The organism is Aliirhizobium sp. YIM B11859 (assembly GCF_057163345.1).
Genome location: NZ_JBXHAY010000016.1, coordinates 24,685 through 47,922 on the forward strand (window position 1 = coordinate 24,685; position 23,238 = coordinate 47,922).

25 protein-coding genes and 1 pseudogene are annotated in these 23,238 nt (G+C 56.3%); 16 read left to right on the forward strand and 10 right to left on the reverse strand.

Going from position 1 to position 23,238, the window contains the following annotated elements; genetic code table 11:
• Positions 1-202: 202 nt before the first annotated feature.
• From AC2GXZ_RS30255 to AC2GXZ_RS30285, 7 genes are all read left to right on the forward strand, one after another.
• Positions 203-496: a hypothetical protein gene (locus tag AC2GXZ_RS30255; RefSeq protein WP_483762968.1), complete on the forward strand. Its 294-nt coding sequence runs from the start codon at positions 203-205 to the stop codon at positions 494-496.
• A 678-nt stretch (positions 497-1,174) separates the two neighbouring features.
• Positions 1,175-1,351, forward strand: coding sequence for a hypothetical protein (locus AC2GXZ_RS30260; protein WP_483762969.1), 177 nt, complete (start codon positions 1,175-1,177; stop codon positions 1,349-1,351).
• Between the two features lie 49 nt (positions 1,352-1,400).
• Positions 1,401-1,670 (forward strand): hypothetical protein, encoded by a 270-nt coding sequence (locus AC2GXZ_RS30265; RefSeq protein WP_483762970.1) that lies wholly within the window; start codon positions 1,401-1,403, stop codon positions 1,668-1,670.
• Positions 1,671-1,749: 79 nt separating this feature from the next.
• Positions 1,750-1,905 carry a hypothetical protein gene (locus AC2GXZ_RS30270; RefSeq protein WP_483762971.1) on the forward strand — a complete coding sequence of 52 codons (156 nt, stop codon included), beginning with the start codon at positions 1,750-1,752 and terminating at the stop codon, positions 1,903-1,905.
• Positions 1,906-2,336: 431 nt separating this feature from the next.
• Positions 2,337-2,543, forward strand: coding sequence for a response regulator (locus AC2GXZ_RS30275; protein WP_483762972.1), 207 nt, complete (start codon positions 2,337-2,339; stop codon positions 2,541-2,543).
• A 485-nt stretch (positions 2,544-3,028) separates the two neighbouring features.
• Positions 3,029-3,226 carry a hypothetical protein gene (locus AC2GXZ_RS30280; RefSeq protein ID WP_483762973.1) on the forward strand — a complete coding sequence of 66 codons (198 nt, stop codon included), beginning with the start codon at positions 3,029-3,031 and terminating at the stop codon, positions 3,224-3,226.
• Between the two features lie 207 nt (positions 3,227-3,433).
• The gene (locus AC2GXZ_RS30285; RefSeq protein WP_483762974.1) at positions 3,434-3,979 is read left to right on the forward strand and encodes a GGDEF domain-containing protein; all 546 of its coding nucleotides are present in this window, start codon (positions 3,434-3,436) and stop codon (positions 3,977-3,979) included.
• Between the two features lie 170 nt (positions 3,980-4,149).
• Here the strand turns inward: AC2GXZ_RS30285 and AC2GXZ_RS30290 are convergent, their stop codons facing one another.
• Entirely contained in the window at positions 4,150-4,488 is a 339-nt protein-coding gene (locus AC2GXZ_RS30290; protein WP_483762975.1) for a sensor histidine kinase, read from the reverse strand.
• Positions 4,485-5,393 carry a histidine kinase dimerization/phospho-acceptor domain-containing protein gene (locus AC2GXZ_RS30295; RefSeq protein ID WP_483762976.1) on the reverse strand — a complete coding sequence of 303 codons (909 nt, stop codon included), beginning with the start codon at positions 5,391-5,393 and terminating at the stop codon, positions 4,485-4,487. Before AC2GXZ_RS30295 ends, AC2GXZ_RS30290 begins: the two co-directional genes overlap by 4 nt.
• Before the next feature lie 112 nt (positions 5,394-5,505).
• Between AC2GXZ_RS30295 and AC2GXZ_RS30300 the strand changes: the two genes are divergently transcribed.
• Positions 5,506-6,318 carry an IS5 family transposase gene (locus tag AC2GXZ_RS30300; protein WP_483763001.1) on the forward strand — a complete coding sequence of 271 codons (813 nt, stop codon included), beginning with the start codon at positions 5,506-5,508 and terminating at the stop codon, positions 6,316-6,318.
• A gap of 113 nt (positions 6,319-6,431) precedes the next feature.
• Positions 6,432-7,448 (forward strand): annotated as a pseudogene (locus AC2GXZ_RS30305) (IS110 family RNA-guided transposase).
• Between the two features lie 329 nt (positions 7,449-7,777).
• Here AC2GXZ_RS30305 and AC2GXZ_RS30310 read toward each other — a convergent pair.
• Positions 7,778-8,365, reverse strand: coding sequence for a BA14K family protein (locus AC2GXZ_RS30310; protein ID WP_483762977.1), 588 nt, complete (start codon positions 8,363-8,365; stop codon positions 7,778-7,780).
• A gap of 200 nt (positions 8,366-8,565) precedes the next feature.
• Between AC2GXZ_RS30310 and AC2GXZ_RS30315 the strand changes: the two genes are divergently transcribed.
• From AC2GXZ_RS30315 to AC2GXZ_RS30340, 6 genes are all read left to right on the forward strand, one after another.
• Positions 8,566-8,961, forward strand: coding sequence for a DUF1236 domain-containing protein (locus AC2GXZ_RS30315; protein ID WP_483763002.1), 396 nt, complete (start codon positions 8,566-8,568; stop codon positions 8,959-8,961).
• A gap of 109 nt (positions 8,962-9,070) precedes the next feature.
• Complete coding sequence (locus AC2GXZ_RS30320; protein WP_483762978.1) at positions 9,071-9,301, forward strand: MurR/RpiR family transcriptional regulator; 231 nt, start codon at positions 9,071-9,073, stop codon at positions 9,299-9,301.
• Positions 9,302-9,457: 156 nt separating this feature from the next.
• Complete coding sequence (locus AC2GXZ_RS30325; protein WP_483762979.1) at positions 9,458-11,284, forward strand: methyl-accepting chemotaxis protein; 1,827 nt, start codon at positions 9,458-9,460, stop codon at positions 11,282-11,284.
• 29 nt (positions 11,285-11,313) lie between these two features.
• Positions 11,314-13,041, forward strand: coding sequence for a methyl-accepting chemotaxis protein (locus AC2GXZ_RS30330; protein WP_483762980.1), 1,728 nt, complete (start codon positions 11,314-11,316; stop codon positions 13,039-13,041).
• Between the two features lie 269 nt (positions 13,042-13,310).
• Positions 13,311-13,616: a response regulator gene (locus AC2GXZ_RS30335; RefSeq protein WP_483763003.1), complete on the forward strand. Its 306-nt coding sequence runs from the start codon at positions 13,311-13,313 to the stop codon at positions 13,614-13,616.
• 115 nt (positions 13,617-13,731) lie between these two features.
• Positions 13,732-14,112, forward strand: coding sequence for a response regulator (locus AC2GXZ_RS30340; protein ID WP_483762981.1), 381 nt, complete (start codon positions 13,732-13,734; stop codon positions 14,110-14,112).
• Between the two features lie 10 nt (positions 14,113-14,122).
• Here AC2GXZ_RS30340 and cheD read toward each other — a convergent pair whose 3' ends face one another.
• The 4 genes from cheD to AC2GXZ_RS30360 form a co-directional block, all read right to left on the reverse strand.
• Positions 14,123-14,677, reverse strand: coding sequence for a chemoreceptor glutamine deamidase CheD (gene cheD, locus AC2GXZ_RS30345; RefSeq protein WP_483762982.1), 555 nt, complete (start codon positions 14,675-14,677; stop codon positions 14,123-14,125).
• An 11-nt stretch (positions 14,678-14,688) separates the two neighbouring features.
• Entirely contained in the window at positions 14,689-16,725 is a 2,037-nt protein-coding gene (locus AC2GXZ_RS30350) for a diguanylate cyclase (protein WP_483762983.1), read from the reverse strand.
• A gap of 97 nt (positions 16,726-16,822) precedes the next feature.
• On the reverse strand, positions 16,823-17,170 hold the full coding sequence (locus AC2GXZ_RS30355) for an ArsR/SmtB family transcription factor (RefSeq protein WP_483762984.1): 348 nt from the start codon (positions 17,168-17,170) through the stop codon (positions 16,823-16,825).
• Positions 17,170-18,855 carry a sensor domain-containing phosphodiesterase gene (locus tag AC2GXZ_RS30360; protein ID WP_483763004.1) on the reverse strand — a complete coding sequence of 562 codons (1,686 nt, stop codon included), beginning with the start codon at positions 18,853-18,855 and terminating at the stop codon, positions 17,170-17,172. The genes AC2GXZ_RS30355 and AC2GXZ_RS30360 overlap by 1 nt, the downstream gene beginning before the upstream one ends.
• Here AC2GXZ_RS30360 and AC2GXZ_RS30365 point away from each other — a divergent pair.
• Entirely contained in the window at positions 18,793-18,993 is a 201-nt protein-coding gene (locus AC2GXZ_RS30365) for a hypothetical protein (RefSeq protein WP_483763006.1), read from the forward strand. The genes AC2GXZ_RS30360 and AC2GXZ_RS30365 overlap by 63 nt on opposite strands.
• A gap of 45 nt (positions 18,994-19,038) precedes the next feature.
• Here AC2GXZ_RS30365 and AC2GXZ_RS30370 read toward each other — a convergent pair whose 3' ends face one another.
• The 3 genes from AC2GXZ_RS30370 to AC2GXZ_RS30380 all read right to left on the reverse strand — a co-directional run bounded on the left by AC2GXZ_RS30370 (position 19,039) and on the right by AC2GXZ_RS30380 (position 22,736).
• Positions 19,039-19,326, reverse strand: coding sequence for a hypothetical protein (locus tag AC2GXZ_RS30370; RefSeq protein WP_483762985.1), 288 nt, complete (start codon positions 19,324-19,326; stop codon positions 19,039-19,041).
• Between the two features lie 705 nt (positions 19,327-20,031).
• Positions 20,032-20,718 carry a helix-turn-helix transcriptional regulator gene (locus tag AC2GXZ_RS30375; RefSeq protein WP_483762986.1) on the reverse strand — a complete coding sequence of 229 codons (687 nt, stop codon included), beginning with the start codon at positions 20,716-20,718 and terminating at the stop codon, positions 20,032-20,034.
• Positions 20,719-20,786: 68 nt separating this feature from the next.
• A complete protein-coding gene (locus tag AC2GXZ_RS30380; protein WP_483762987.1) occupies positions 20,787-22,736 on the reverse strand; it encodes a putative bifunctional diguanylate cyclase/phosphodiesterase in 1,950 nt (649 codons plus the stop codon).
• Positions 22,737-23,238 lie beyond the last annotated feature (502 nt).

The window sequence follows — 23,238 nt, forward strand, 5'->3', positions numbered from 1 at the left end:
TCGGAAGCGCGTTTTAAACCTCTCCAAGATCGGGTTTGGCATGGCACGCGCCGCTAACACGGCACAACGCCGGCACGCAAAGAGACAGACGCCTTGTTAGCGACCCTTCGCGCTGAAAGCGATCAACAACGACGTTCGATGGGAATGCATCTTTTATTGTTCTCAGGCGTTAGCGAGACCTGAGACAAAGGAGACTCCACGCATGAATGCGACTGCCGCCCGACAGACCGCCCATTCCTTTGGCGAGGAGGCAGCCCTTGACGAAGTCCGACGACTTCGTTCAGAGCTTGCCGACTTGAAGGAAAAGCTCGCCGCGATCCATAGCCAGTCCGATGTCGAGGTCACACCTGAGAAGGAAAACGCCTGGCTCCGAGTAGCGGCGACGGTTGCAGTAACCTTCGCGGTGGGAAAATTGTTCAAGGCACTTAGGTTGCCGACCGCCACTGCCGTCGCGATCCCCATGATCAGCAGCGAAGTCAACCGGCGCTTTCTGTGAGCCAATTCGGGAGGATATGGGATATCGGAGGAAGACAGCATCAGAGAAGATGCCTATGCGAGGCGGAAGGCCGACCGGATGGACAGCACGAGCGCCATTGGCGTGAAGCAAGCGAAGCTAGCGAGAACGGTGGCCTGCCGCAGACCTGGTCCGCGGACCATGGTGGTGGTGTAGGGTCGTCCAGCGGACAATCTAGCGAACCGACGGACATTGGCATCAAGCCACAGGACCTGAATTCGGAGAACGATCAGGGCGCGGGATGACCGAGCGGTCGCTCGCCGACAGCCGATCATTGATCCAGCGCCGCGTACTAATCGGCATACGGCGTGTTAGCCGCCAGATGTCGGTTGTAGTCTGGTGAGCCGTCGGTCCACCACACGGGCCCCCGTTCTCCCAACGCGTTTTTCGCTTCATCAACCTGTCGGCGCGCCTTTCTTGTCTTCGTCGCGTCTCCTTTCGCCTGATGTACCGCTCGGCGCACTGACATGAGCTCGGACACGAGCCGCTGGCGTGCGTACTCTTCGAGCGCAGGATTGCTCGCGACCTCCATAGTCGGCCACGTACCACGAAGTATCGTCCGTCGGGCGTGGTGGGATATGAATTTGACGTTCTCGACATCCGTCCTCGTAACCTTTTTCCGACCCGAGCGTTTGCTGTGGAGGAAGATAGGAGGCTGCAATGTCAAAACGAGAGCTGATCGATACCGGGACCGATAAGCGGTATGTGCGCCGCGACGAGGAAGGCAAGTTCAAGCACTCCGTCGATGTCGGTAGGTCATTGTCCGCCGATAATCGCCACGATGCGAAGAATGTCACCAAACCCGGAGAAGGCGATAAGGGCGATCACAAGAAGTAAACGGTGAAGATCGCGACCTACAGCGTCAACGGAGTAAACCGGCGCATCGATGTTCTGCTTTGCTGGCTTAATGAAGCAAAACCAGGGAATGGGAGGAAGCGAAATGGGGGATTGTCGCAACGAAGTTCGCGATAGCGTTGAAAATCTGGTTGACCGTGCGGTTACGTCAGGTGCGAGGCACCAAGACGTGTTCGCTGAGGTAGCCAAGGTAATCGAAGAGCTCAAGTTCGCCAATGACCGTGATCCCGACCCTGCCGACAGGCCTTTGAAAACGGCGGTCGATAAACCCGCCAACGAGTGGTCAGGCGCCGAGCGCTGATTGGACGGTAGCGTACCGGAGGTTGAGGTCGAACGCTCCCGCGCTATGTCAGCCGTGGGGAAGCAACGAGGAGATGCATATGGCACTCGCCGACAGAATTGCAAAAATCAAGGAAACCGATCGGGTTGCGTACGAGATCATCAACGCGGAGGCGACCGCGCGTGAGAAGAAGACAGAGATGCTGCGCGCGCTCCGACTGGCACGGAAGCAGTCCGGGAATACTACCCCCGGATAAACCTTAGTGGCAGGTATCAGTCAACGGCTCGCCATTATCGAAATTGCCGTTTGTCGCGGCATCGTATACGCTTTCGCTTCGGCCTCCTCCTCGAGTCCAAACAGTCGTGAGTTGCACCATCATTGCGTGCGCCCCTTCCGAGGCGGCCTTTTGATAGATTTGTTACTGCTACCAGTGGCGTGTTGAGCGTGTTGAACGTGATACGGTTCGACGTGGAAGCTGCGGGGTGCAGCTCCGCTCCATAGGGAAAAATAGGAAATCATGGGCTTGTGAGCGGTCGCTGAATCAGATTGTCGACCTGTCCGCAGAAAACCTGCTATGCTGCTCCGAATAAGAAGCCCGCCCTGTTCAGGGCATCTTAAGAGGGACGCATTGGGGCCGGAGAATCTGATCGTCGACGACGAGCCGCTTATCTCTCTCACGGCGATCGTATGGTCGAAAGTCTAGGGTACGAGGCGATCGAGGCCAACTCGGGCGCTGCGGCGTTTGAAATCTTGGGCAGCGGAAAAACCGTCGACCCTCTTATAACCGATTATTCGATGCCTGGCATGTCCGGGGCGGAACTCGCCAGACGGGTGAAATTGCTTCATCGCGCAGGAGCTGGTTGTCGACTTTCAGTCGGGTGTTTTCGATCCTGAGCAGGTCATTCTCGGCGCGAAGCTTTTGGTTTTCGGCCTCGAGTTTCTCGATCCGGATGTCTGCCCGATCAGCCCGCGTCACCAGACCAGTCACAAGTTCGCGCAGCGCTTTCAGCGACAGCGTATCGGCATGCTCGGCCATGGGCAGGCGGCGCTTCGTCATAGATGGAGTGAATCATGATTTCCGCAAAACAGGAATCCCTCCTGCCACCAGATTTGCTCCGGTTACGCTCCATCTAGCCGCCATACCAGCAACCACAACCCAATTGTTAAGCCCAGATGTTCCCAGACCTGCGCGCAATCTACCTGATTTGCGGCATCACTTGCCTCATCCTCGGCCTACTGCAATTTAGCGTTTTCACCACTCGCCGTTTCGGAAGATGGCCGATGTGGTGGAGTATTAGCAATCTGTTGACGGGGTTGGGGGCATCGCCATCTCACTTCGGGGCTATATGCCGGATATCTAAACCGTTATCATGGGAAATATGGCTCAGTTCGCAGGTTATCTGCTGATGATCGTCGCGGTCAAAGCACTGACCTCGCAGAAGATTGACTTCAAGATTTGGGCTTTGATTATTCTGGTTGCGGTTTTGCCCGTTCCGCTCTTCATGAACGGATGGGTTTCGACTATTTCCCGGATTGTCTTTGGGTCCATCGTCTGTTTCTGTGGCGATGGCGCATGAAGCGCGATCTATCGCCCGCCGGGAACGGCTGTTTGCGGCATGGTTTCTCGTGACGCTTTATGTTCCGACAGCACTGATATTTGCTGGGCGCGCTGCAGCCGCATGCATGGGTTACATTGGAGGAAATGGTCTCTTCGGGCTGGGCAACCAGTATCATGCCTCGAAGCCATGTTTGCAGTCGTCCTCGTTCTCCTACGCAGCATCGCTATGGTTCTGATCGCCGCAGAGCGCGGGCAAAAGGAGCTCGCCTATCTGGCCCACCACGATCCCTTGACCGGAGCTTTCAACAGAGCCGGACTGACAACAGAACTGAACAGATCGTTGGCGACACGCCGATCGCTGATGCTCGTCGATATTGATCATTTCAAGCGCCTCAACGACACAATGGGGCACGCTGCTGGCGACGAAATACTCAAAACTTTCGTGAACTGTGCGCGATCAAGTGTTGGGCCCTTAGACCTTATTGGGCGTCATGGTGGCGACGAATTTGTGATCGTCGTATTCAACAGAACCGAAGAGGACGTCTGCGCGCTGGCGGAGTCGTTACGTTTGTCGTTTGTACAACAGATGGCGCAGTTCGATCCATTGGTCCGACCGACCTTGAGCATTGGTGTGGCGTCAGCTTCTATAGAAGGAGCTGAATTCTCTCGCATGACGCATGCAGCAGATAAAGCTCTCTACTCCTCGAAGGCGCAGGGGCGCAATAGATCGACCCTGATAACAATGAGCAGAACGCCACTCGCCTGCGCATGACGTAAGAGTACAACGCCAGTAAAGGTGGCTAGGCTATGTTTTGCTTGCCGCTGATGAAGCACCTCCAAAAGGCTCGCTTTCGTTCGAAAGAGATTGCAAGGGAAGCCGCAATTATGGAGCAAGTGGCATGATGAAGGTAAAGCATGTATCGGATTGGTCCGATCGTACCTTCAAAATTCCGCCATGGGCTTTGGCGATCTCGCTGGCGATGTAAAGGCCGAGACCCAGTCTTGCTGGCTTGCACGCACTTCTCCTCGATAAAATGGCTGAAACAGCCGGTCCATTGCTGCTTCCGAAATCGGATTGCCGCCATTACAAATAGAGAGTTCAAACACGCCATCTTTCACGGCCGCGGACACGCCGATCGGTTGCTCATGGGAGCCGTGAGTGATCGCGTTTCCAGGCAAGTTCGAAACTAGCTGGGCGATGCGGGCATGGTCGACGTCGATCGGCCGGTTGAGCTGGAACTGGATTTCGATCTCGATCTGGGTGGGCCGACTTGATCTCATTGGCGATCTCTGCAAGCATCGGCTCGATGCGGGCGGACACCGCTCGAAATATCCAGGCCGATCCCACTGCCAAGCCGACTTTTTGCGAGATCGAGGAGATTATCGATCAGAGCACTCATCCGTCTCAGGCTTTCATTCATCAGGCGAAGGACGCGAACACCTTTCGGATCGATAACGGTTTTCTCAAGAACGCGAGCGCCAGAAATCACAGAAGCGACCGGATTACGAAGATCGTGTCCGAGGACGGCGATAAACTGCTCGCGCAGATCACCCAACGCAAGCGCGTCGGTAAGCTGTTCCTGGCTGCCAGCGAAATCTGCTTCACTCGCGGCAAGTTTCGCCTGGCTGACTGCAAATTTTGCCTCGCTTGCCGCCAGGTTTTTTTCACTGGAGGCGTGACGCGCCTCACTGACATCCAGTTGCGCCTGTTTCGCCACGAAGCGATCGTTGGAGTTCAGGTGGAAAGCGATCAGTTCGGCGAAGAGACGGAACACGTCTTCCGCAGCAGTGCCTTTGAGCGAGCGCGGCTCGCTATCCACGGCGCAGAGCGTGCCAAAAACCGATCCGTCAGCCAGGATGATCGGGAAGGAGATGTAGCTGCGGTAGTTATAGATGAGCGGCGAACAGTGATTGGCGTAAGCGGTATCTATGGCTGTATCGTCGATGACGATTTCTGCGATCGACGCGCGTACATCGACACATAGCGTGGTTTCGAACGGAAGTTCGTCGCCGCTTTTAACACCGAAATCGCAGAGGTCGAGCACATCGCACGCAACCCAACGTGAAGCCGTGACCCTGGCCGCGGTCACAAACCGCATTCCTGTCGTCGATGCGATGACGTTCAGAATCCGCGGGATAGCGACTATATCTTTGACTGCCTCAATGTCTTCATCAAGATTATCCATAAGAACACAGGAATGTTGACGTTAGTGACTAAGAGGCTGTCCGAGAATTGAGTTGAGTGATCGGGTCGATGATGATTCCAAGACGGTGTTCAAAAACCAGAATGGAAGCGCCATGTGGAACCCGACCACCCGGCGGCAGTATAGTCGCAACCAACCCCGATATGAAACCGATCTGACGGACAGCGAATGGGACGTGCTCTCGCCGCTGTTTCCTCCGCCCGCGCGCAGAGGTCGCAAGCCAGTTTGGCCCGTGCGTGAGATCGTCAATGCCATCTTCTATGTTTTGCGCGGCGGCATCCCCTGGCGGCTTATCCCGAAAGACCTGCCGCCCAAGAGCACCGTGTTTGGTTATTTCTGCCGCTGGCGTGACACTGGGCTGTTCACGCGGATCAACCGTCGCCTCGTCACAATGGATCGCGAGCGGATCGGACGGCAGGCCTCGCCGAGCGCCGCTGTTCTGGACAGCCAGAGCGTCAAGACCACCGAGAGCAGTGGCCCGCGCGGCTATGATGCAGGCAAGACGATCAAGGGCCGCAAACGGCAGGCAATGGTGGACATGGATGGCCGTGCACTTGTTCTCGATCCTCAGCCTGCCGACATTCAGGACCGCGACGGAGCGATCCCTGTTCTGCAGGTATCCCGCAGGTCCTTTCCCTTCGTGGAGAAGGCGTTCGCCGACATGGGATATTCAGGCGACAGGCCGCAGAATGCGACGCTTGTCGATGTCGAGATCGTCCGCAAGCCCAAGGATCAGGTCGGCTTTGCCGTTCATCCCAAGCGCTGGGTCGTAGAAAGCTTCTTCGCCTGGATCAGTCGAAATCGCCGATTATGGAAAGATCCGGAAGCAACCATCAAGTCCGCCAAGGCCTTCCTTTATGCCGCATCCATCATGACCCTTGTCAGACGGATCGCACGCCGATCATGAATTCTCGGACAGATGGGGTGATTGGGGTCTACGCCGAGGGGGTGGCTGCTCCCTTCAGGATGTAGCAACGTGGTCCCTGTCGAAACGGCCACACGCATCGAGAGGAAGCAGTCATGATGTACTATGCCGGAATGGATGTATCTTTGGAAGAAACATCGATTTGTATCGTCGACGAGACGGGCCGGATCGTGAAGGAGATGCGGGCGACCAGTGAGCCTCCGGCGCTGGTCACAGCACTCGAGGAGTTCGGTTTGCCGATGGAGCGCATCGGCCTTGAAGCTTGCTCTCTGGCGGCTTGGCTGCATGACGGGTTGGCAGCCGTCTGCATCGAGACGCGCCAGGCCAATGCGGCGATGAAGACGATGCCGAACAAGACCGATCGCAATGATGCGCGCGCATTGGCGCAGATCATGCGCACGGGCTGGTTCCGGCAGGTGCATGTCAAAAGCCGCCAATGCCGGCCATGGCGATCGCTTTTGGTGGCGCGGCGGACAGTAATGAACGAGATGCGCTCAATCGAGAATGTCGTGCGGGCTATTTTGCGGGAAGGCGGTATCAAGCTTGGGACACCGAGCCGTGCGGACTTCGTGGGCAAGGTGCAAGATATCATGGCCGGGGAGCAGTTGTTGATCGCCCTGGTGGAGCCGCTGTTGGCGGTGCTTGCCACGATGCTCGAGGAGTTCGCTCGTCTCACGAAACAGGTGCTCGACGTTGCCAAAAATGAGATGACATGCCGCCAACTGATGAGCGTACCGGGCGTCGGGCCGATCACCGCGCTGGCGTTCCGTGCTACCATCGACCGACCCGATCGCTTTTCGCCGATCGCGCGATGTCGGTGCCCATCTTGGCTTGACGCCGTCCCGCTATCAATCCGGCGAGACCGACATCCAGGGCAAGATCAGCCGATGTGGTGACGAGATCGCACGAACCGCGCTTTACGAAGCAGCCCATTCGCTGCTCACTCGGTCGAAGAAATGGTCCAGCCTCAGGGCTTGGGCATCGCCAAGCGTCGGGGCATGGCGCGAGCACGCGTCGCAGTGGCCCGTAAATTAGCAGTGATCTTGCATCGGATGTGGTGCGACGGCTCTGAATTCCGTTTCGGAAAGCAGATCGACCTCGCAGCAGCCTGATAATGGACAATCTGGGAGATAACACACAAACAGCAGGTTCTGCCTGAAAAGGCAAATCGGATCGTTCCCGTGGGGACGATGGGCAAGGTGATCTCGTTTAGAGTCCTGAACCTGAGGCAACCCCTTAAGGTCGTGAAACAGATTGAGACACTTTGCCTACCTGATCCCATCATGCGGCAGCCATGCGCCGACCGCGAAGAGAAGCGAGTGGCCCGCGCGGCGGTACGATCCGAAATTCAAATTGGAGCAGCTTGACTTCAACGACCCCAATCAGAGAGGGCTCTGAGATAGCCGAGCTTTTCCGCACTGTCACCAACCAGAATCGGACTTTACATCGAAGCCTGTAGATTCGAAGCGGGGCGGTTGATATCAAGCGTGCAGACACGCCGTGCGCCACCATAGGGCTGGTAGGTGTTGTCGGAAGCGCGGTATGAACTGTATCGGGCGGCGCAGCGCCGCGCGTGGTCATCGCTGGTGTCGATCTGCCCACCTTGCGAGGCCTGAGCAATTTGCTGAGGTGTCGCGATAGGTGCCTGGCATGGCTTACGGGGTCCACCTGTCAACGGTTGGTAGCTATTGTCGGTGTCAATGTATGATCGATATCTAGCGCGACACCAGTTCGTTGCTTCCCGGTCCACCTTGGCGGCAACGGAAGCTTCCTGAGCTGCCGCAACATTCTGGACAACGACGTTTCGTGAAGAGGATGGCTCGAAGTACGCGACGGAAGACGGAAGTCTCTCGTAGTTTTGCGCCAGTTTGTCGACACGGACTGGATCTGTTGTCCAGAGTGGCCCGCTATCCGTTCCGAACTTATGGGCTTCGTGGCTCTCCATGAGGCTGGACGCAGCAGTCGTCGCGCCTGCGACGATCGGGAGCATGCAACCGACCAGAATGGCCGGGACGATAAGAGATCTCATGGAAAGTGCCCGCGTTGAATTGTGCTGGAAATGCGTCAGGGCATTTCAGGTTCCGTCGCCTATCAGAAACAAAGAACAGCTTAAATAGCGTCTGCTGAATTACTCACAGATCTGGTTAATACGACAGTTTCCCATGTGATGGACCGGAACAAAAATGACGGAAGCGCTTTATTGGCTCCGCTGATCACAACAGGAGTGAGATCATGAAGAAAGTTTTTGTCGCAGCAGCCCTTATCACGTGCTCTCTTTCCGCTTCGGCATATGCTGACGGCGCGGTGACTGGCATGGTCGGCGGCGCAGCCACTGGTGCCATTATCGGCGGACCGGTCGGCGCAGCAGTTGGCGGTGTTGCCGGCGCAATTACCGGTGCTGCGATCGACCCGCCGCCGCGTGAGGTGGTCACCTACGTGCAGCAGCAGCCGATGCCCCAGCAGACGATCGTCGTACAGGAGCCGGTGACTGTAGGCCGCGCGCTACCGGCAGATGTCATCGTCACGCCTGTCCCGGAAAATCCACACTACGGCTACGTCGTCGTCGGCCAGCAGCGCGTTATCGTCGAACCGCAGACCCGCAAGGTCGTGCAGGTCATTCAGTAACTCGTGAAACGGGGGCAGCAAGCGTTGCCCCCGTTTTATTTCTGCCTGGGCTCCTGCCAACCCTCGGATCATCGGCTATGCTACCTGCCATCGCAGCGATGGATTTTGAATGAAGCACGCCGACATCGTTATCAAACTGCAAGAGCGTTATGCTCAGCTGACCCCTTCAGAGCGTCAGGTTGCGGACGTGTTCCGTTCAGATCCGGATTTTTTCAAGGAATCATCGCTGTTCGACATCGCCGTTCGCGCTGGCGTCAGCGAGCCGTCGATCGGTCGGTTCTGCAAATCGCTCGACCTCAAAGGTCTGCGTGATCTCCGGGACGCGATAGCTTCCGACTAATAGTGTAGGGAAGAAGGCTTAGTAACTATATCGGGGACGAATTTCATCTCGCGGTAACAACAGCTTGCTGGTTAATCCCCCGTTGTTTGTTTAATTACAAATTTACCTTTTGACCCCATTATCGACGGCCAATCAACTCCGTCACAGGGTCGCTGCATGTTTGATTTTCTCGGCTCCAATTCCAACCAGATCCTTACGGCGCTGGACTTATCCTTTGCCATCATCGAGTTCGACACGGAGGGCAAGATCCTGCGCGCGAACAAGAATTTTTGCGATCTGATGGGCTATTCCGAGAAGGACATCATCGGTCAGCATCACCGGATCTTTGTTGAGAAGGATTATGCCGGTTCTCCCGAATACTCTGCCTTCTGGCGCAAGCTTCAGGGCGGCACGTTCGAATGTAGCGAGTTCAAGCGCATTGCAAAGGACGGCAAGGAGATCTGGATCCGCGGCAACTACAATCCGGTCAAGAGTGCCAGCGGCAAGGTGCTGAAGATCATCAAATTCGCCAACGACATCACTCAAACGAAGATGAATGGCCTCGACAGCGCCGCCAAACTCACCGCCGTCTCCCGTGCCCAGGCGACCATCGAGTTTAGCCCCGACGGTCAGATCCTTACGGCAAACGAGAATTTTCTCTCGGCTCTCGGCTATTCGCTGAGCGAGATCGTTGGCAAGCATCACCGGATCTTCATCGACCCGACCGAGGCCAACTCCCAGCGGTATCTGGAATTCTGGACCCGGCTGCGTATGGGCGAATACGTCGCCGATGAGTTTCTGCGGATCGGGAAAGGTGGCCGCAAAGTTTTCATCCAGGCATCCTATAACCCGGTCTTCGATCCGAATGGCAAGGTGATCAAGGTCGTCAAGTTTGCGACCGACGTGACTGGCCGCGTCGAAAACGTCGAGCAACTCGCCCAAGGCCTCACCCGGCTCGCAGACGGTGATCTCTCGCAGCGCATCGACAAGCCGTTCATCCCGTCCCTTGAGCGCCTGCGAACGGACTTCAATGCTGCCTCCAACAAGCTCAAGCTGGCAATGGCAACCGTGGCCGACAATGCCAAGGCGATCTCTGCCGGCTCCAACGAAATACGCACGTCTGCAGATGACCTCGCCAAGAGGACCGAGCAGCAGGCAGCCTCCGTCGAGGAGACAGCCGCGGCCCTGGAAGAGATCACGACGACGGTCAAGGATTCCAGCCAGCGCGCCGAGGAGGCTGGCCATCTTGTTGCGCGGACCAAGGACCACGCCAACCATTCCGGTGAAGTGGTTCGCGAAGCGATCGGAGCTATGGACCAGATCGAGGCATCCTCTAAGGCTATTTCCAACATTATTGGCGTCATCGACGAGATTGCATTCCAGACGAACCTGCTGGCCCTCAATGCCGGCGTTGAAGCAGCCCGAGCTGGCGAGGCTGGCAAGGGATTTGCTGTGGTCGCGCAGGAAGTCCGCGAGCTGGCACAGCGCTCTGCCACAGCGGCAAAGGAAATCAAGACGCTGATCACGGCATCCAGTGGACATGTCAGCAGCGGGGTAGCGCTGGTCACCAAGGCCGGAACAGCCCTGCAGGAAATCGCCTCGCACGTCCAGAATATCAACGGAGACATCACCGCGATCGTCGAAGCATCGCGAGAACAGTCCACCGCGCTCGGCGAAATCAATCGGGCGATCAACACTGTCGATCAGGGCACACAGCAGAATGCAGCGATGGTAGAGGAACAGACGGCAGCCAGCCACGAACTGGCGAAAGAGGCCAGCGCCCTGTTCCAACTTCTCGAACAATTCCGCTTTGACGACGCCGGTCGCGCGCCGGCGGCAAGGTCTATCGAGGCCAGCCGACAAGTACCTGCGAAGCCGACCGTCTCACAGCCGATTGCTGCGCGCACGCCACCGGTCAGGCATACGCCCACCTTGGCTGCTCGACGGGTTCCCAGTTCGGCTTCTGCTGCTGTAGCGGCAGAAGCGAACTGGGAAGAATTCTGAGACACGTCCCGAGAAGACAGGACTTCACTATGGCAAGCTTTCCCACGATGGGTTTTGACTCCACGGCAGTGCTCAATGCGATCGGTCGCTCGCAAGCGATGATCGAGTTCGATCTGACCGGCAAAATCCTCAGCGCCAACGAAAATTTCTGCAAGGCGCTTGGCTATCAGGCCACCGAGATCGTCGGCAAACACCACTCGGTGTTCTGCGAGAATGACTATGCCGCATCTGCAGAATATCGGGAATTCTGGCCAAACCTCGCCAAGGGCGAGTTCGACCAGGGCCAGTACCGCCGCATCACCAAGAGCGGCGAGGAGATCTGGATCGAGGCATCCTATAACCCGGTGTTTCGACGTGGAAAGCCGCACAAAGTGGTGAAGATCGCCACCAACATCACGGCGGCCAAGAAGAAAAGCACCGAAGACAATGGCAAATTGTCGGCGCTATCCCGAGCTCAGGCGGTGATCGAGTTTACACCGGATGGTCGTATCCTCGAAGCGAACGAGAACTTCCTGTCGGTGCTGGGTTACACCGCCGACGAGATCGCCGGTCAGCATCATTCAATGTTCTGCGAGCCCGGCTATGCAGGATCACCGGAATATCGTGCTTTCTGGAAAAGCCTTCAGGCCGGGCAATTCTTCACTGACCAGTTTCTTCGCATCGGCAAGCGCGGCAAGCGCGTCTTTATCCAGGCGTCCTATAACCCGATTTTCGACGACAAGGGCAGGGTGTTTAAGGTCGTCAAATTTGCCATCGACGTGACGGAGCGAATGTTCGCGGTCGAAGAACTTGGAGCAGCGCTCAACCGACTGTCCCACTGCAACATCCGCATTACGCTGGACTACCCTTTCGTTGGCGAGTTCGAACGTCTGCGCACCGACTTCAACACGGCAATCGCCGAGTTTCAGAAGACATTGAACAACGTGCTTGGCCAGACAGGGGACCTCACCAAGAGCAGCCAGGACATGCGCGACGCATCGCTACAGCTCTCCGATCGGTCTCAGCAGCAGGCTGCTGCGCTTGAACAGACCTCGGCGGCGCTTGATCAAATCACCGCGACCGTAAGGTCTTCGACAGAGAACACCCAGGAAACCCGCAAACTGGTCCAAACCGCACGGGCCTCGACCACCGCATCCACCGCCGTCGTCGCGGAAACTGTCGATGCGATGAATGGTATCGAGACTGCATCGGCCGAGATTACACAGATTATCGGCGTTATCGATGAGATCGCTTTCCAGACCAACCTGCTGGCACTGAATGCGGGTGTTGAGGCAGCCCGCGCCGGCGAAGCCGGCAAGGGTTTTGCCGTCGTCGCCCAGGAAGTGCGCGAACTGGCACAGCGCTCGGCCAAGGCTGCGAAAGAGATCAAGACCCTGATCAGCAATTCCGGCGAAAAGGTTCTCGATGGCGTGCGCCTGGTCGGCAAGACAGGTGAGGCACTTAAGGAAATCGAGCAACTGGTGAAGGCGATCGACCAGAATGTCGATGCAATTGCGACGGCCGCGCAGGAACAATCAGTCGGGCTTCGGGAAATCAACAAGGCCGTCAATGAGCTCGATCGGATGACGCAGGAAAATGCGGCAATGAGCGATCGCACCACCCAGATCAGCGCAACGTTGCAGCATGGGGCGGACGCGCTCGCAGAACTCGTCAATCTCTTCAAGCTCAACCGCCGCAAGATGCAGCGTGACGGCTCGTCTTATCCGAATGGCCAGCGCTCAACGATCCATCTCGAGACTGACAGCTACGCTGCATGATCAAAGGAATTCCGGGGTAGTGTGTTGCGTACCCGGTCTTAATTCGGCGAAGGGCTCAGCATTATCCGCCGTAAGCTAAGCCCTTCGCCGTCAGGTCCGCCCTGCCGCCGTCAAGCGCTCGCCCCGTAGACTCCCCGGAGACGGCGAAAACAAGGCGAGGGGGGGCTCCAGTTCCAATCATCTCAAACGGAGAGCGCAGGATGCTTAGGGAAGACCAGTTGCGGCCCGCGGTCCTTATTGTCGAGCATGCCACCCCAATCCGCATGAATATGGTCGATCTCGTCGATCAGGCCGGCTGCAGGGCGATTGAGGCCATCAGCGCCGACGACGCGCTCCTCCTGCTCAGACAGCTCGGCGACATCAACGTCATAGTCGTCGATCTCGACACGTCTGGATCGATTGACGGGCTGCAGCTTGTGGCGACCGCAAGGGCTCTCTGTCCGACGATCGGCGTAATCGCTGTGTCTGGTTACGGGCGACCAGCAGCGAGCGAATTGCCAACACAAGCCATATTCTTCCCAAAACCCTTTGACGGTTCGCAAGTCATCAAAGCCTTACGGCAAATGAGTGTTTGAGCGGATCAATCGCAAGATCGGTCGGAACCCTAAGGCGGGTTTAGCATTAGTCGACAACCTGTCGCAAACTGTATTCTACACCCGTATAAATTGGTGAATGTGAAGGCTCTGTTGCATGCTTGAAACCAACGAAAAACCTGCAATTCTGATTGTCGAGGACGAACCGCTGATCCGCATGACGGCGGTCGATTTCGTCGAGGACGCGGGTTTTAAGGCAATAGAGGCCTGCAACGCTGACGAAGCACTGGCTCTGCTTCATGAACATGACAATGTTTGCGTGTTATTCACCGATGTCGATATGCCGGGATCAATGGATGGCTTGCAGCTTGCAAACCTGGTCAGCAAACATTGGCCCCCGATCGGCATTGTGATCGTATCTGGTCATCGACGCGCCACCACGAAGCAGTTGCCGGAAGGCGGGCTGTTTTTTCCTAAGCCCTACGATATCGACAAGGTCACGGAAGCGCTAAAGAGTATCGCCGATCAGGTCTCCTAAGCAGAAACTGTCAAAAGAACTCGATGCTGGACTCGGCCGGCTTCGGCCGCGAGACAGGGCGCTGCTCGAGCGCAACGGTTTTCTGGGTCTCCACCCCACTCAGGGGATATTGCCTTGCGCGACCAGAAACGGGCCAGAATTCCAGCTTGCGCCCGTGGTCGCCACCCGTGCTGGATCCAACAATCGGAATGCGCTCGTCTTTCAGAAACTGCGTCGCGAACAGGGCATTCTGTTCCCCGACGTTGGAAAAGGACGCGATCGTCTTTGCCCCTCCAAATATCTTGGCCTCAAGCCGGTTACGGTGGGCACCCTGTTTCAGCAGCCCGTTGATCAGCAGTTCCATTAGATGAACACCGAAACGGGTGGCATCTCCTCCATTGTTGTTGCCCGTCCCCGGCAACAGGAAGTGGTTCATTCCGCCAATGCCTGCGACCGGGTCACGAAGACAGGCTGCGACGCAAGAGCCGAGGATCGTGGTAAGAACGGCATTGGGATCGTTCAGCACTTTCCATTCGCCCTGGATGATGTTGACGCGGCGAGGGTTGGTCGGGATATACAGATCCATGTCTTGCGCGCCTATCGACGATCGTCGGATTTGAGGGATGTGATTGTGGTATCGTCAGACGCCACGACGCGGTTTCGGCCAGATGCCTTCGCCGCGTAAAGCGCATCATCGGCACGCTTGAGGATTGCTGGTCCGGCAAGCTGGCTGCGCTTGGTGGTGGAAGCGAGACCCACACTGATGGTGACATGGCCGGTTTCGCTCGCCTCGTGGAGGATGTCCAGGCCTGCAACGGCCTGCCGGATCTTGTCGGCGCGATCACGGGCACCATCCTGCGATGTGTTCGGCGAGATCACGACAAACTCCTCGCCGCCGTAACGGGCACAGAAGTCACCGGGACGGCGCAACGCTCCCGAGATCGCCGCCGCAACCCGGGCGAGACAGGCATCGCCTTCTGGATGGCCGTAGATGTCGTTGAACGGCTTGAACCGATCGACGTCGATCAGCAGCAGGCACAGGTCCGATCCGTCTCGATGGCTACGTTTGGTCTCGATCTCCAGCATGCGGTTGAATTCGCGCCGATTGTTGAGGCCGGTGAGCTCGTCCGTGGTCGCCAGGCGGGATAGCTGATCGTTGGCAGCTTCCAGTTCCGCTTCGACAGTCTTGCGCTTTGAGATGTTGCGCATGGTGAACACCGTGCCGCTATCGTCCGCCATGCGACGGCCACTGACCTCGACCCATAAGATCACGCCGTCGCGCCGGCAGACGCGATATTGCTCGTTCAGGCCGGCCTTCGCCGTCTTCAATCGCTCGAAGAACGACGCAGCGAGTGGCCGATCTTCATTCAGAACCAGCGCGAGGGGATTTTGACCGATCAGTTCATCTGGCTCGTAGCCGAGAATATCTCGGCATGCTCCAGAAACGAAGGTCCGATTTCCGGACTGATCCACAGTGGTGATCATGTCGGCGGTATTGTCGGTCACCAGCCGAAAACGCCGTTCGCTCTCGATGGTCTTGCGCTCTGCCTCGTGGGCAGCGGCCAGCTTCTCGGCGCTTTTGTTCAAGCTGTTTGCAAGCCCGCGAAACTCCATCGCCTGCCAGCGTTCCACGGATACCGGTGACCCGAAGTCGCCATTTCCGATCCGCTCTGACATCTGTGACAGGCGGCGGATCGGGCGTAGCTGCGTAAAGTAGGCAATCGCGGCCGTCAGGCCGAGTGCCGTGAGGAAAGCGGCAAGTGAGATCGAGATCGCCCACTCCGAGCGATGCTGCACATCCTTGAATGCTTCGCCTTCGGGAAGGCCAAGGCTGACCGCCAGACTGCTTCCCGTCGCGTCAACCACAGGTGCGAATCCAAAGAACCTGGGGACTTCATCGAATCCGATCGAAAACGTCGTGCCACCCTCCGGTTTGTGGAGGATCGCCTTGATGAGCGGATGCTCCGGGAACGCTGTGCCGAAGGGCACGATATTCGGCCAGCGGACGAGCACCCGCTGGTTTGACGTTTCGATCAATGCGACCGTATGGGCGGTCTCGCCAGCAATCGATTGCGCCAGCTGTTCGAATTTCTGGAGATTGAGTGATCCAAACACGCTCAGTTTCTCACCCGTCGTCGTGTCGGGTAAGCGCATAGCGACTGCAACGGTTGGCTTCTTGCTGACCGGCCCGATCATGAAGCGACCGACAACCAGATCGTCGGGGAGGGCGCTTTCCATCTTGGCGGACAGATCCTGATCGCCGAATTTTCCGTTCGCATCGGGCTTGTTATGACAGACAACGTTTCCGTTGGCGTCGATAATGCCCATCGTTACGAACATCGGCTGGTTCGATAGAACTTTCTGCAGGAAGGCATCACATCGTGGCCGGTCTTGCGTCTGCAAGGGCGGCATACCGCGCAAGGTGCCGAGAACAACTTTGGCATCGAGGAAGATACGGGAAAATTTAGCCGCGCCGAGTTGAGCATCATAGGCCACCGTCTGACGTGCATCCTTGTCGGCTTCGTCATAGGAATAAACGATCCCTGCGCCGATCACAGCAGCGAAGGGCAAAATTGCAGCCGAGATCAGAGCAATCATTCGCGATCGCACGCCCATATGGCGCAATATCATCATTCCGGCCTCCGTCTAAGCATGCCTACCTTCGCTAATACGATTGGGTGCTATCGAATTGCGCTTAATATGTCGCCAATGCGTTGGAAAATATGATTTCTCACTTCATGATCCAGCACGCAGCGGCAGTTCCAGGCTGAGGCGGTTCGTTTTCAATGGCGTCGAGGCAGTCGATCAGCATCCGGACGGCACGGTGGCGACTGGAGTAGTACACGGTCTGCGCATCTCGTCTGGTCTGGACAAGATTGAAGGCACGCAGCTTGGCCAAATGCTGTGACAGAGCCGACTGCGACAGGCCAATCCTCTCAGCCAGATCCCGCACGTTGATTTCCTGCTCCAGCAACAGGCGGAGGATATCGAGCCTGTGTTCGTTCGCCATCGCCGTCATCAAATCGACTGGCTTCAAAATGCCGGATCTGGGTATCATAGATATTTTCTCGCTCTTCATCACGAGGCTAGGCACTGCGCGTGCTCGTTACACGTCTCGACCCATCCAACGATGACCGAGGCTTCGAGTGGGCGAGAGAAGAAGTAGCCCTGCACCTCGTCACATCCCATCATCCGCAGCATGTCACAGACGTCAGCCGTTTCGACGCCTTCGGCGACGATCCGATAGTCGAGCTGATGGGCCATGGTTATCACCGACGATACAACCGTGGCATATTTGGGTTCGCTGATGATCTGGCTCGCCAGCGAGCGGTCGATCTTCAGGTAGGTCGCCGGCAGGCTCAGCAGGTAGGACAGGTTGCTGTAACCGCTGCCAAAGTCGTCGATAGCAAGGGTGATACCGAGAGAAGCGATCTCGTGCAGCCGATCTCGGACACGGTCAGTGGTCCCGAGAGCGGCATCTTCGACGATCTCGATCTCCAGAAGCTTTGCGGGTACGCGGTAGTGCTCCAGCAGCCGCGACAGGCGTTCGACAAAGTCGTCTTCCTCAAGGTTGCGGGCAGATATGTTAAATGAGCAGCGCAGGCTCAGACCCTTTGCCGACCAGACCGCCACAGCGGCAATCGCAGCCTCCATCACCCATTGGGTCGTCTGGCGAACCAGGGCCGTTTTTTCGATGATGGGGAAAAGCTCGCCCGGCGAAATCGCACCCAGTTCGGGATGTTGCCAGCGCAGTAATGCTTCGACACTGTGGCAATTCCCGGTTTTTAAATTGACCCGTGGCTGAAACACCAGCCGGAGTTGATCTGGCACTTTGAGTGCCGTCGCGAAATCCGTCAGAATCTGGAAAGAGCGCTTGTGAGCATCGTCGCTTGCACCATCGTAGATCGCCAGTGTCTCATCGGCAGACCGCGCATCCTTGAGCGCCGATAGGAGGCTGCGCAGCACGTCGGAGATTTCGGTATCGCCGCCGGCGATCGAACGCAGGCCGATACAAGGACGCAGCGTAACCGGAATACCGATCGTGGTAGTGAATGGCTCCGCAATTCCTCTCGCGACGACCTCGAACTCTGGTGACGTCTGGTCTGTGGTGCCGTCGATGTAAAGACCGAGGTGAAACGCGCCGACCTGGTAGAGGACGGTGCGCGGCAAAGCGCTATAGATGGCATCGGCTGCCTGCTTGATCTGCTGGTTAAAGAAGCCAATCCCGAAGGCCCGTACCGCTTCAGCGGCTTCAGTCAGATCCATCAGCTCGATCAAGGCAACCGTAACAGGTCCAGTTGCTTCCAGTCTCAATCGCTCTTCGAGGTCACTAAGGAATTGTAGCCGGTTTGGCAACTTGGTCAGCGGATCGACATAAGCGAGGTCGCGATCGCGTTTGATCTGCGCCATCACCATGGCGGCCAGATCCTTGAGGATGACTCGCTCGTTTTCGGACACAGTGCGGGTCTTGGTATCGAACAAGCACAGCGTGCCGACGGCATGGCCGTCGTCGGTCATCAACGGCTCGCCGGCATAAAAGCGCACGCCTGGATCATTGACGACAAAGAGGTTTTCCGACGATCGGGGATCCAGGAGCGTGTCCTCGATAACGATCGTGGTGCGCTCGCGAATGGTGATATCGCAGAACGCATCCTCCCGCCTATTGTCGGCGAGATCCATGCCGATATGAGACTTGAACCATTGGCGCTTATCGTCGATGAACGTGATGGCGGCGACATCGGTCCCGAACAGGTGCTTCGCCAACCGCGCGATCCTGTCATATGCCTCTTGCCCGCGCGTGTCGCCCATGAGCGCCAGGTCTCGGACAGCCTTCAGGCGTTCTGCTTCAATCAATGTCGTCTGCATGATCGTCTTTCACCCCAAAATATTGGGCAATTCTAGCAAGAAGGCGTGAAGCTTCCGGCGTTGGTTTCGCTCGAATTCGTATCAACCGGTTTGCCGGCTGTTCATAGCTTCGATTTCTGCTTTGAAGCTCAGGCCATGGGCTTGCAGCCAGTCGCGGATTTCAAGCGCCGTCGCTTCTCCCACACCTTGTTCGTCAAGCAGCTCCGCATACGAACAACTTGCAGCGATCAACAGTAGCTTCTTGCCCCGCGACCGGCGCGTTCTGCCGCCTATATCGGCATGGCTGCCGTCGAGGAGAACATCGATGCAGCGGCGGGAAAGGTGCGGAATGCCATTCGTCATGATGATTTCACTCACTGCTTTAGGCATTTTTAAATCAGCAACCGCCAGACAGCGTAGCCAATCAAGACCTGGAAGGCGATCGAAGTGATGGTTGCGAGCAGAAAGTAGACATTGCCTTTGTTCATCACAGGCGCGGTCTCTTCTTCATTGCTGAAGCACTGCAACAGGAAGAGGGCAGCGCTCTCCGCGCCGCCCTCGTTCGATCATGGACGCTTCAGCAGATCACCGATCACGGTAATCCGGATCCATGACATTTCCACGGGCGATGAAAGATTTGAATTCGATGAGCATGGTCGACACAGTCTCATTTGAACAGACGATACAAGAATAGGTGCTGATCTCAAGCAGACCCTAGATCGATGGACCGGCTGAACCGGGATTTCAGATCCACATTTCCTTCATCGAGGCAGATCGGAACCCCCACCCCAGAAAATGGGGTAAAGCAGTTAAGATAAGCCTAATTAAGGAAGGAAAATCACCTTTTCGGGATGAAAAAGTCGTTGGATTGATCGTGCGAAGTCCTGAGCGATTGGCCGCCGGACCCCATCAATGGTGTCCTAAATAACCAGCACTTATTAGCGCTATGGCAAAGTCCCAAATCCTATGCGACTTTTAATGGCTCACCGAACACGATAACACGTTCGCGTCCATGTTCTTTCGAGCTACAGAGGGCTTTGTCGGCACCGGCGCGCACTTGCGAAGCGCCTCATGTGGAGTTCATAAATATACGCGTTAATCGATTATCTTTTGCCGGATTGCTTCAGCAACCGCTTCGACGCGATTGGCCACATGCATCTTCTTGACCACGCTTTTGAGATAACTGTTGACCGTTTCTACGGTGTAGGCACTGGCGCCGGCAATCTGCTCGCTCGTCAGTCCGCGGCTGGCATGTCTGAGACATTCGATCTCGCCAGACTTCAAATCATGAAGGTCGATCGCCAATTCACGGGTCGTCTCCGTTGTGAGCTCGTCATGAATTGGTCGGGCCATCAGCGACAGGAAATGGATTTCCCCGGCCGTAAAAGGCTCCTGCCGTGTGATCGTGAAGCCTGCGAAAATTTTGCCACTGGAACGAAGCGGTATGATTGTCCGATTGCGGACACCAACGGAGTTGAACAGGTTCACCACCCGAGGGTCAGGCTTCATGTCGCCGTAGACCGTCTCTTCAGTCACGGGAATTTCTGAGGTCATAGCCACCTTGACGAAGATATCCGCCAGATAGAGCTTCTCCGCATAATAGCGTTCAACCGCAGCGCTCGGAAAATCGGTCTGGATATAGCGGGCGGCGCCGAACCGATAGCCATTTAGATTAAGGCCCGCCATCGCCCAATAGTCGAAAGGCACGGCCCCACGCGCCCGCTCGAAGATTTCCGATTTCGTGGGCCTTATGTGTATGGGTAGTGAATCCGTTTCGCTCATCAACCCGATCGCCCCCGCGCCCTGAAAACCAGCTGGCGGCTTTTAGCAAGTTTCGACGGCCGCCTCAATCAGCCTCTGATCACTTTTCTTGTGTTTTCATAGGTATTTACCCGTTGCAACTGCTTGAATGCTTCATTGCCCGAGACTGGTTTGGAGAAGAAGTAGCCCTGGACCAGACTGCCCCCAAGCTCACGGATTGTTTCCAACTCTTCTTTGGTTTCCACCCCTTCAATCACCGAGTCCAGACCCATATCCCGGCACATCGTGATCAGTGACTTTACGATCTTCAAGCTGGCCGGATTGGTGTCTATACTGGTTACGAAGCTGCGATCGATCTTGATCTTGTCGAGCGGCATCTGGTGGAGTTGGGTGAGGCTCGAATATCCAGTTCCGAAATCGTCGAGTGAGATCCCAAGGCCAGTGGACTTCAGGGTTTCGACAATGGCGCGGGCCTTGCCGATATCGCCAAGCATAGCGGTCTCGGTGATTTCCAGGTCGACGCGCTTCGGATCGAAGCCGCTATGGATGATGATCGACAAAATTTGCAAAGCCTGCTCGCTTGAGCCGATGTCTTTAGCCGAAAGATTGAACGACAGCCTGACATCATGAGGCCAGCGGGCCGCCTCTTTTAGCGCCTTGCGCAAAAGAACTTTGGTGAGCGTGCCGATGAAACCGAGGCGTTCGGCGGCCGGGATAAAGACCGACGGCGAGATGAAGCCGAAATGCGCGTTCTCCCAGCGGGCAAGCGCTTCGAAGGCGACAATGCGGCCCGAATGAATGTCCATGATGGGCTGAAACGCGACCGAGATCTGATCCTCGTAGGACTTGCTGCGGAACGCCTGTTCAATCGTCGAGATCACGCATAGAGCGTCCGAATGCGCATTTGAGAAAACGACTGTGCTACCAGTTAAGTCGCGCTTTGCCTGGTAGAGTGCATAGTCTGCGCGCTCGTAAAGCTGCATCGAAGAGTTACCGACTTCTGGATAGACTGCAAACCCTACCGATCCGGAGATCTGCACAATTGCTTCGCTGACCAGGAAGGGCGCGCGCATCAGAGCACAGATATCCTCGCCGAGTGAAAGCAAATCGCGGTTTTCGGCGTCAGGAACGATGAAAGCAAACTCATCACCGCCAAGGCGAGAGACAAACACCTTGTCGCACACGCGGGTGAGGCGCTCACCGACTTCAATCAGCAACTGATCTCCGACTGCATGACCGTAGATATCATTGACCGGCTTGAACCCATCAAGGTCGAGGAGACCAACGGCGAAGGTTTTTCGATTTGTGTGCGCGTTGGCGAAAGCGATATCAAGCTCGGAAAAGAAGCAACGCCGGTTCGGCATGCCGGTAAGGCTGTCGATATTGGCCAGCCGGCGGTTTTCGTCGCTCAGCGCCTGAGTTTCGTTTTGCTTCGCGATCAGGTTGGTGAAATCTCGATATTGAACCCAGAGCACCACAAGCATGGCCACAGTTACAAGCGCGACGTCCACGGCCATCGCCACGAACACTCGATTCCCGGTCGCCGCGAAAAATCCGATAAAGGCAAGGTTTACGACGAACGTGACGATGAACGCTGCTGACCGCAGATGCGAAAGGCAGAAGATGCAGCCAATGACGGTGATGCCCATGTAGAATGCCACGTGGCTTTGCATGTAGGCGTTGCCGTAGGCAAACAGCATAAGGCTCCAGCTTGTGAAGGCCGCCGCAATGACCCAGGCGAGGCGGTTGGTCCGCTTCAGCGTTCGGATTGCGACCTCTGCGGTGCAGTCGCGATTGATCGAATACCACCAGGTCAGGATCCGGTAGAAACACAGGACCGTCAGGGCAAGAGGGAACCATAACGTCAGGACGGGAGGGGCGCTGTCCAAATGCGTGAACGATACACCCCACGTGTTGGTCAGGAGAATAAAGTACATCAGTGGGAGTTGTTTGGAAAATGCACGATACTGAGCTATGGCGAGATCGGGATTATCGTCAGGTACCCGGAAAATCGACATCAGCTTATAAATGTGAAGCATTGGCTGCCTTCTACGAGGTGAGATCATCTCGGGTTTCAGCAGCAACGTCATGTCGCTGTATTTAGTTCGGACTGAAAGAATTAAAGGTCCGAAATAAAGAACCCGCTTACATTCTTAATGAACAACAGATTAATTGCCCCCAAAAAATGGGTTTTCGGCGTTGTGAGCTCAATTACCTAGCATTTTCCTGCAGAAGTGACCAAAGGTGATGCAGGGTTACGTAAATGCCGACTGAAAATTATCTCGGGACGCATCACTGACTTAGGTGGTGTTTTCTTGCAGAGCGCGAACCCCAAGGCTTTCGCGGATTGGCTATCTGGTGATATCGATAAAATTCTGGATGGTCTGCTGATTGCTTGTCAGATTGTATAGGTTACACAAGCATTTGCCCTCGCTAATATCAAAACAGATCATCCAGTCCGAGTAAGTTGTGTATCGCCCGCCTGTTGCATTTTGTCTTTCAAGCGCATCAATGCAACGAGCGACAGTTACGGCGGCAGCG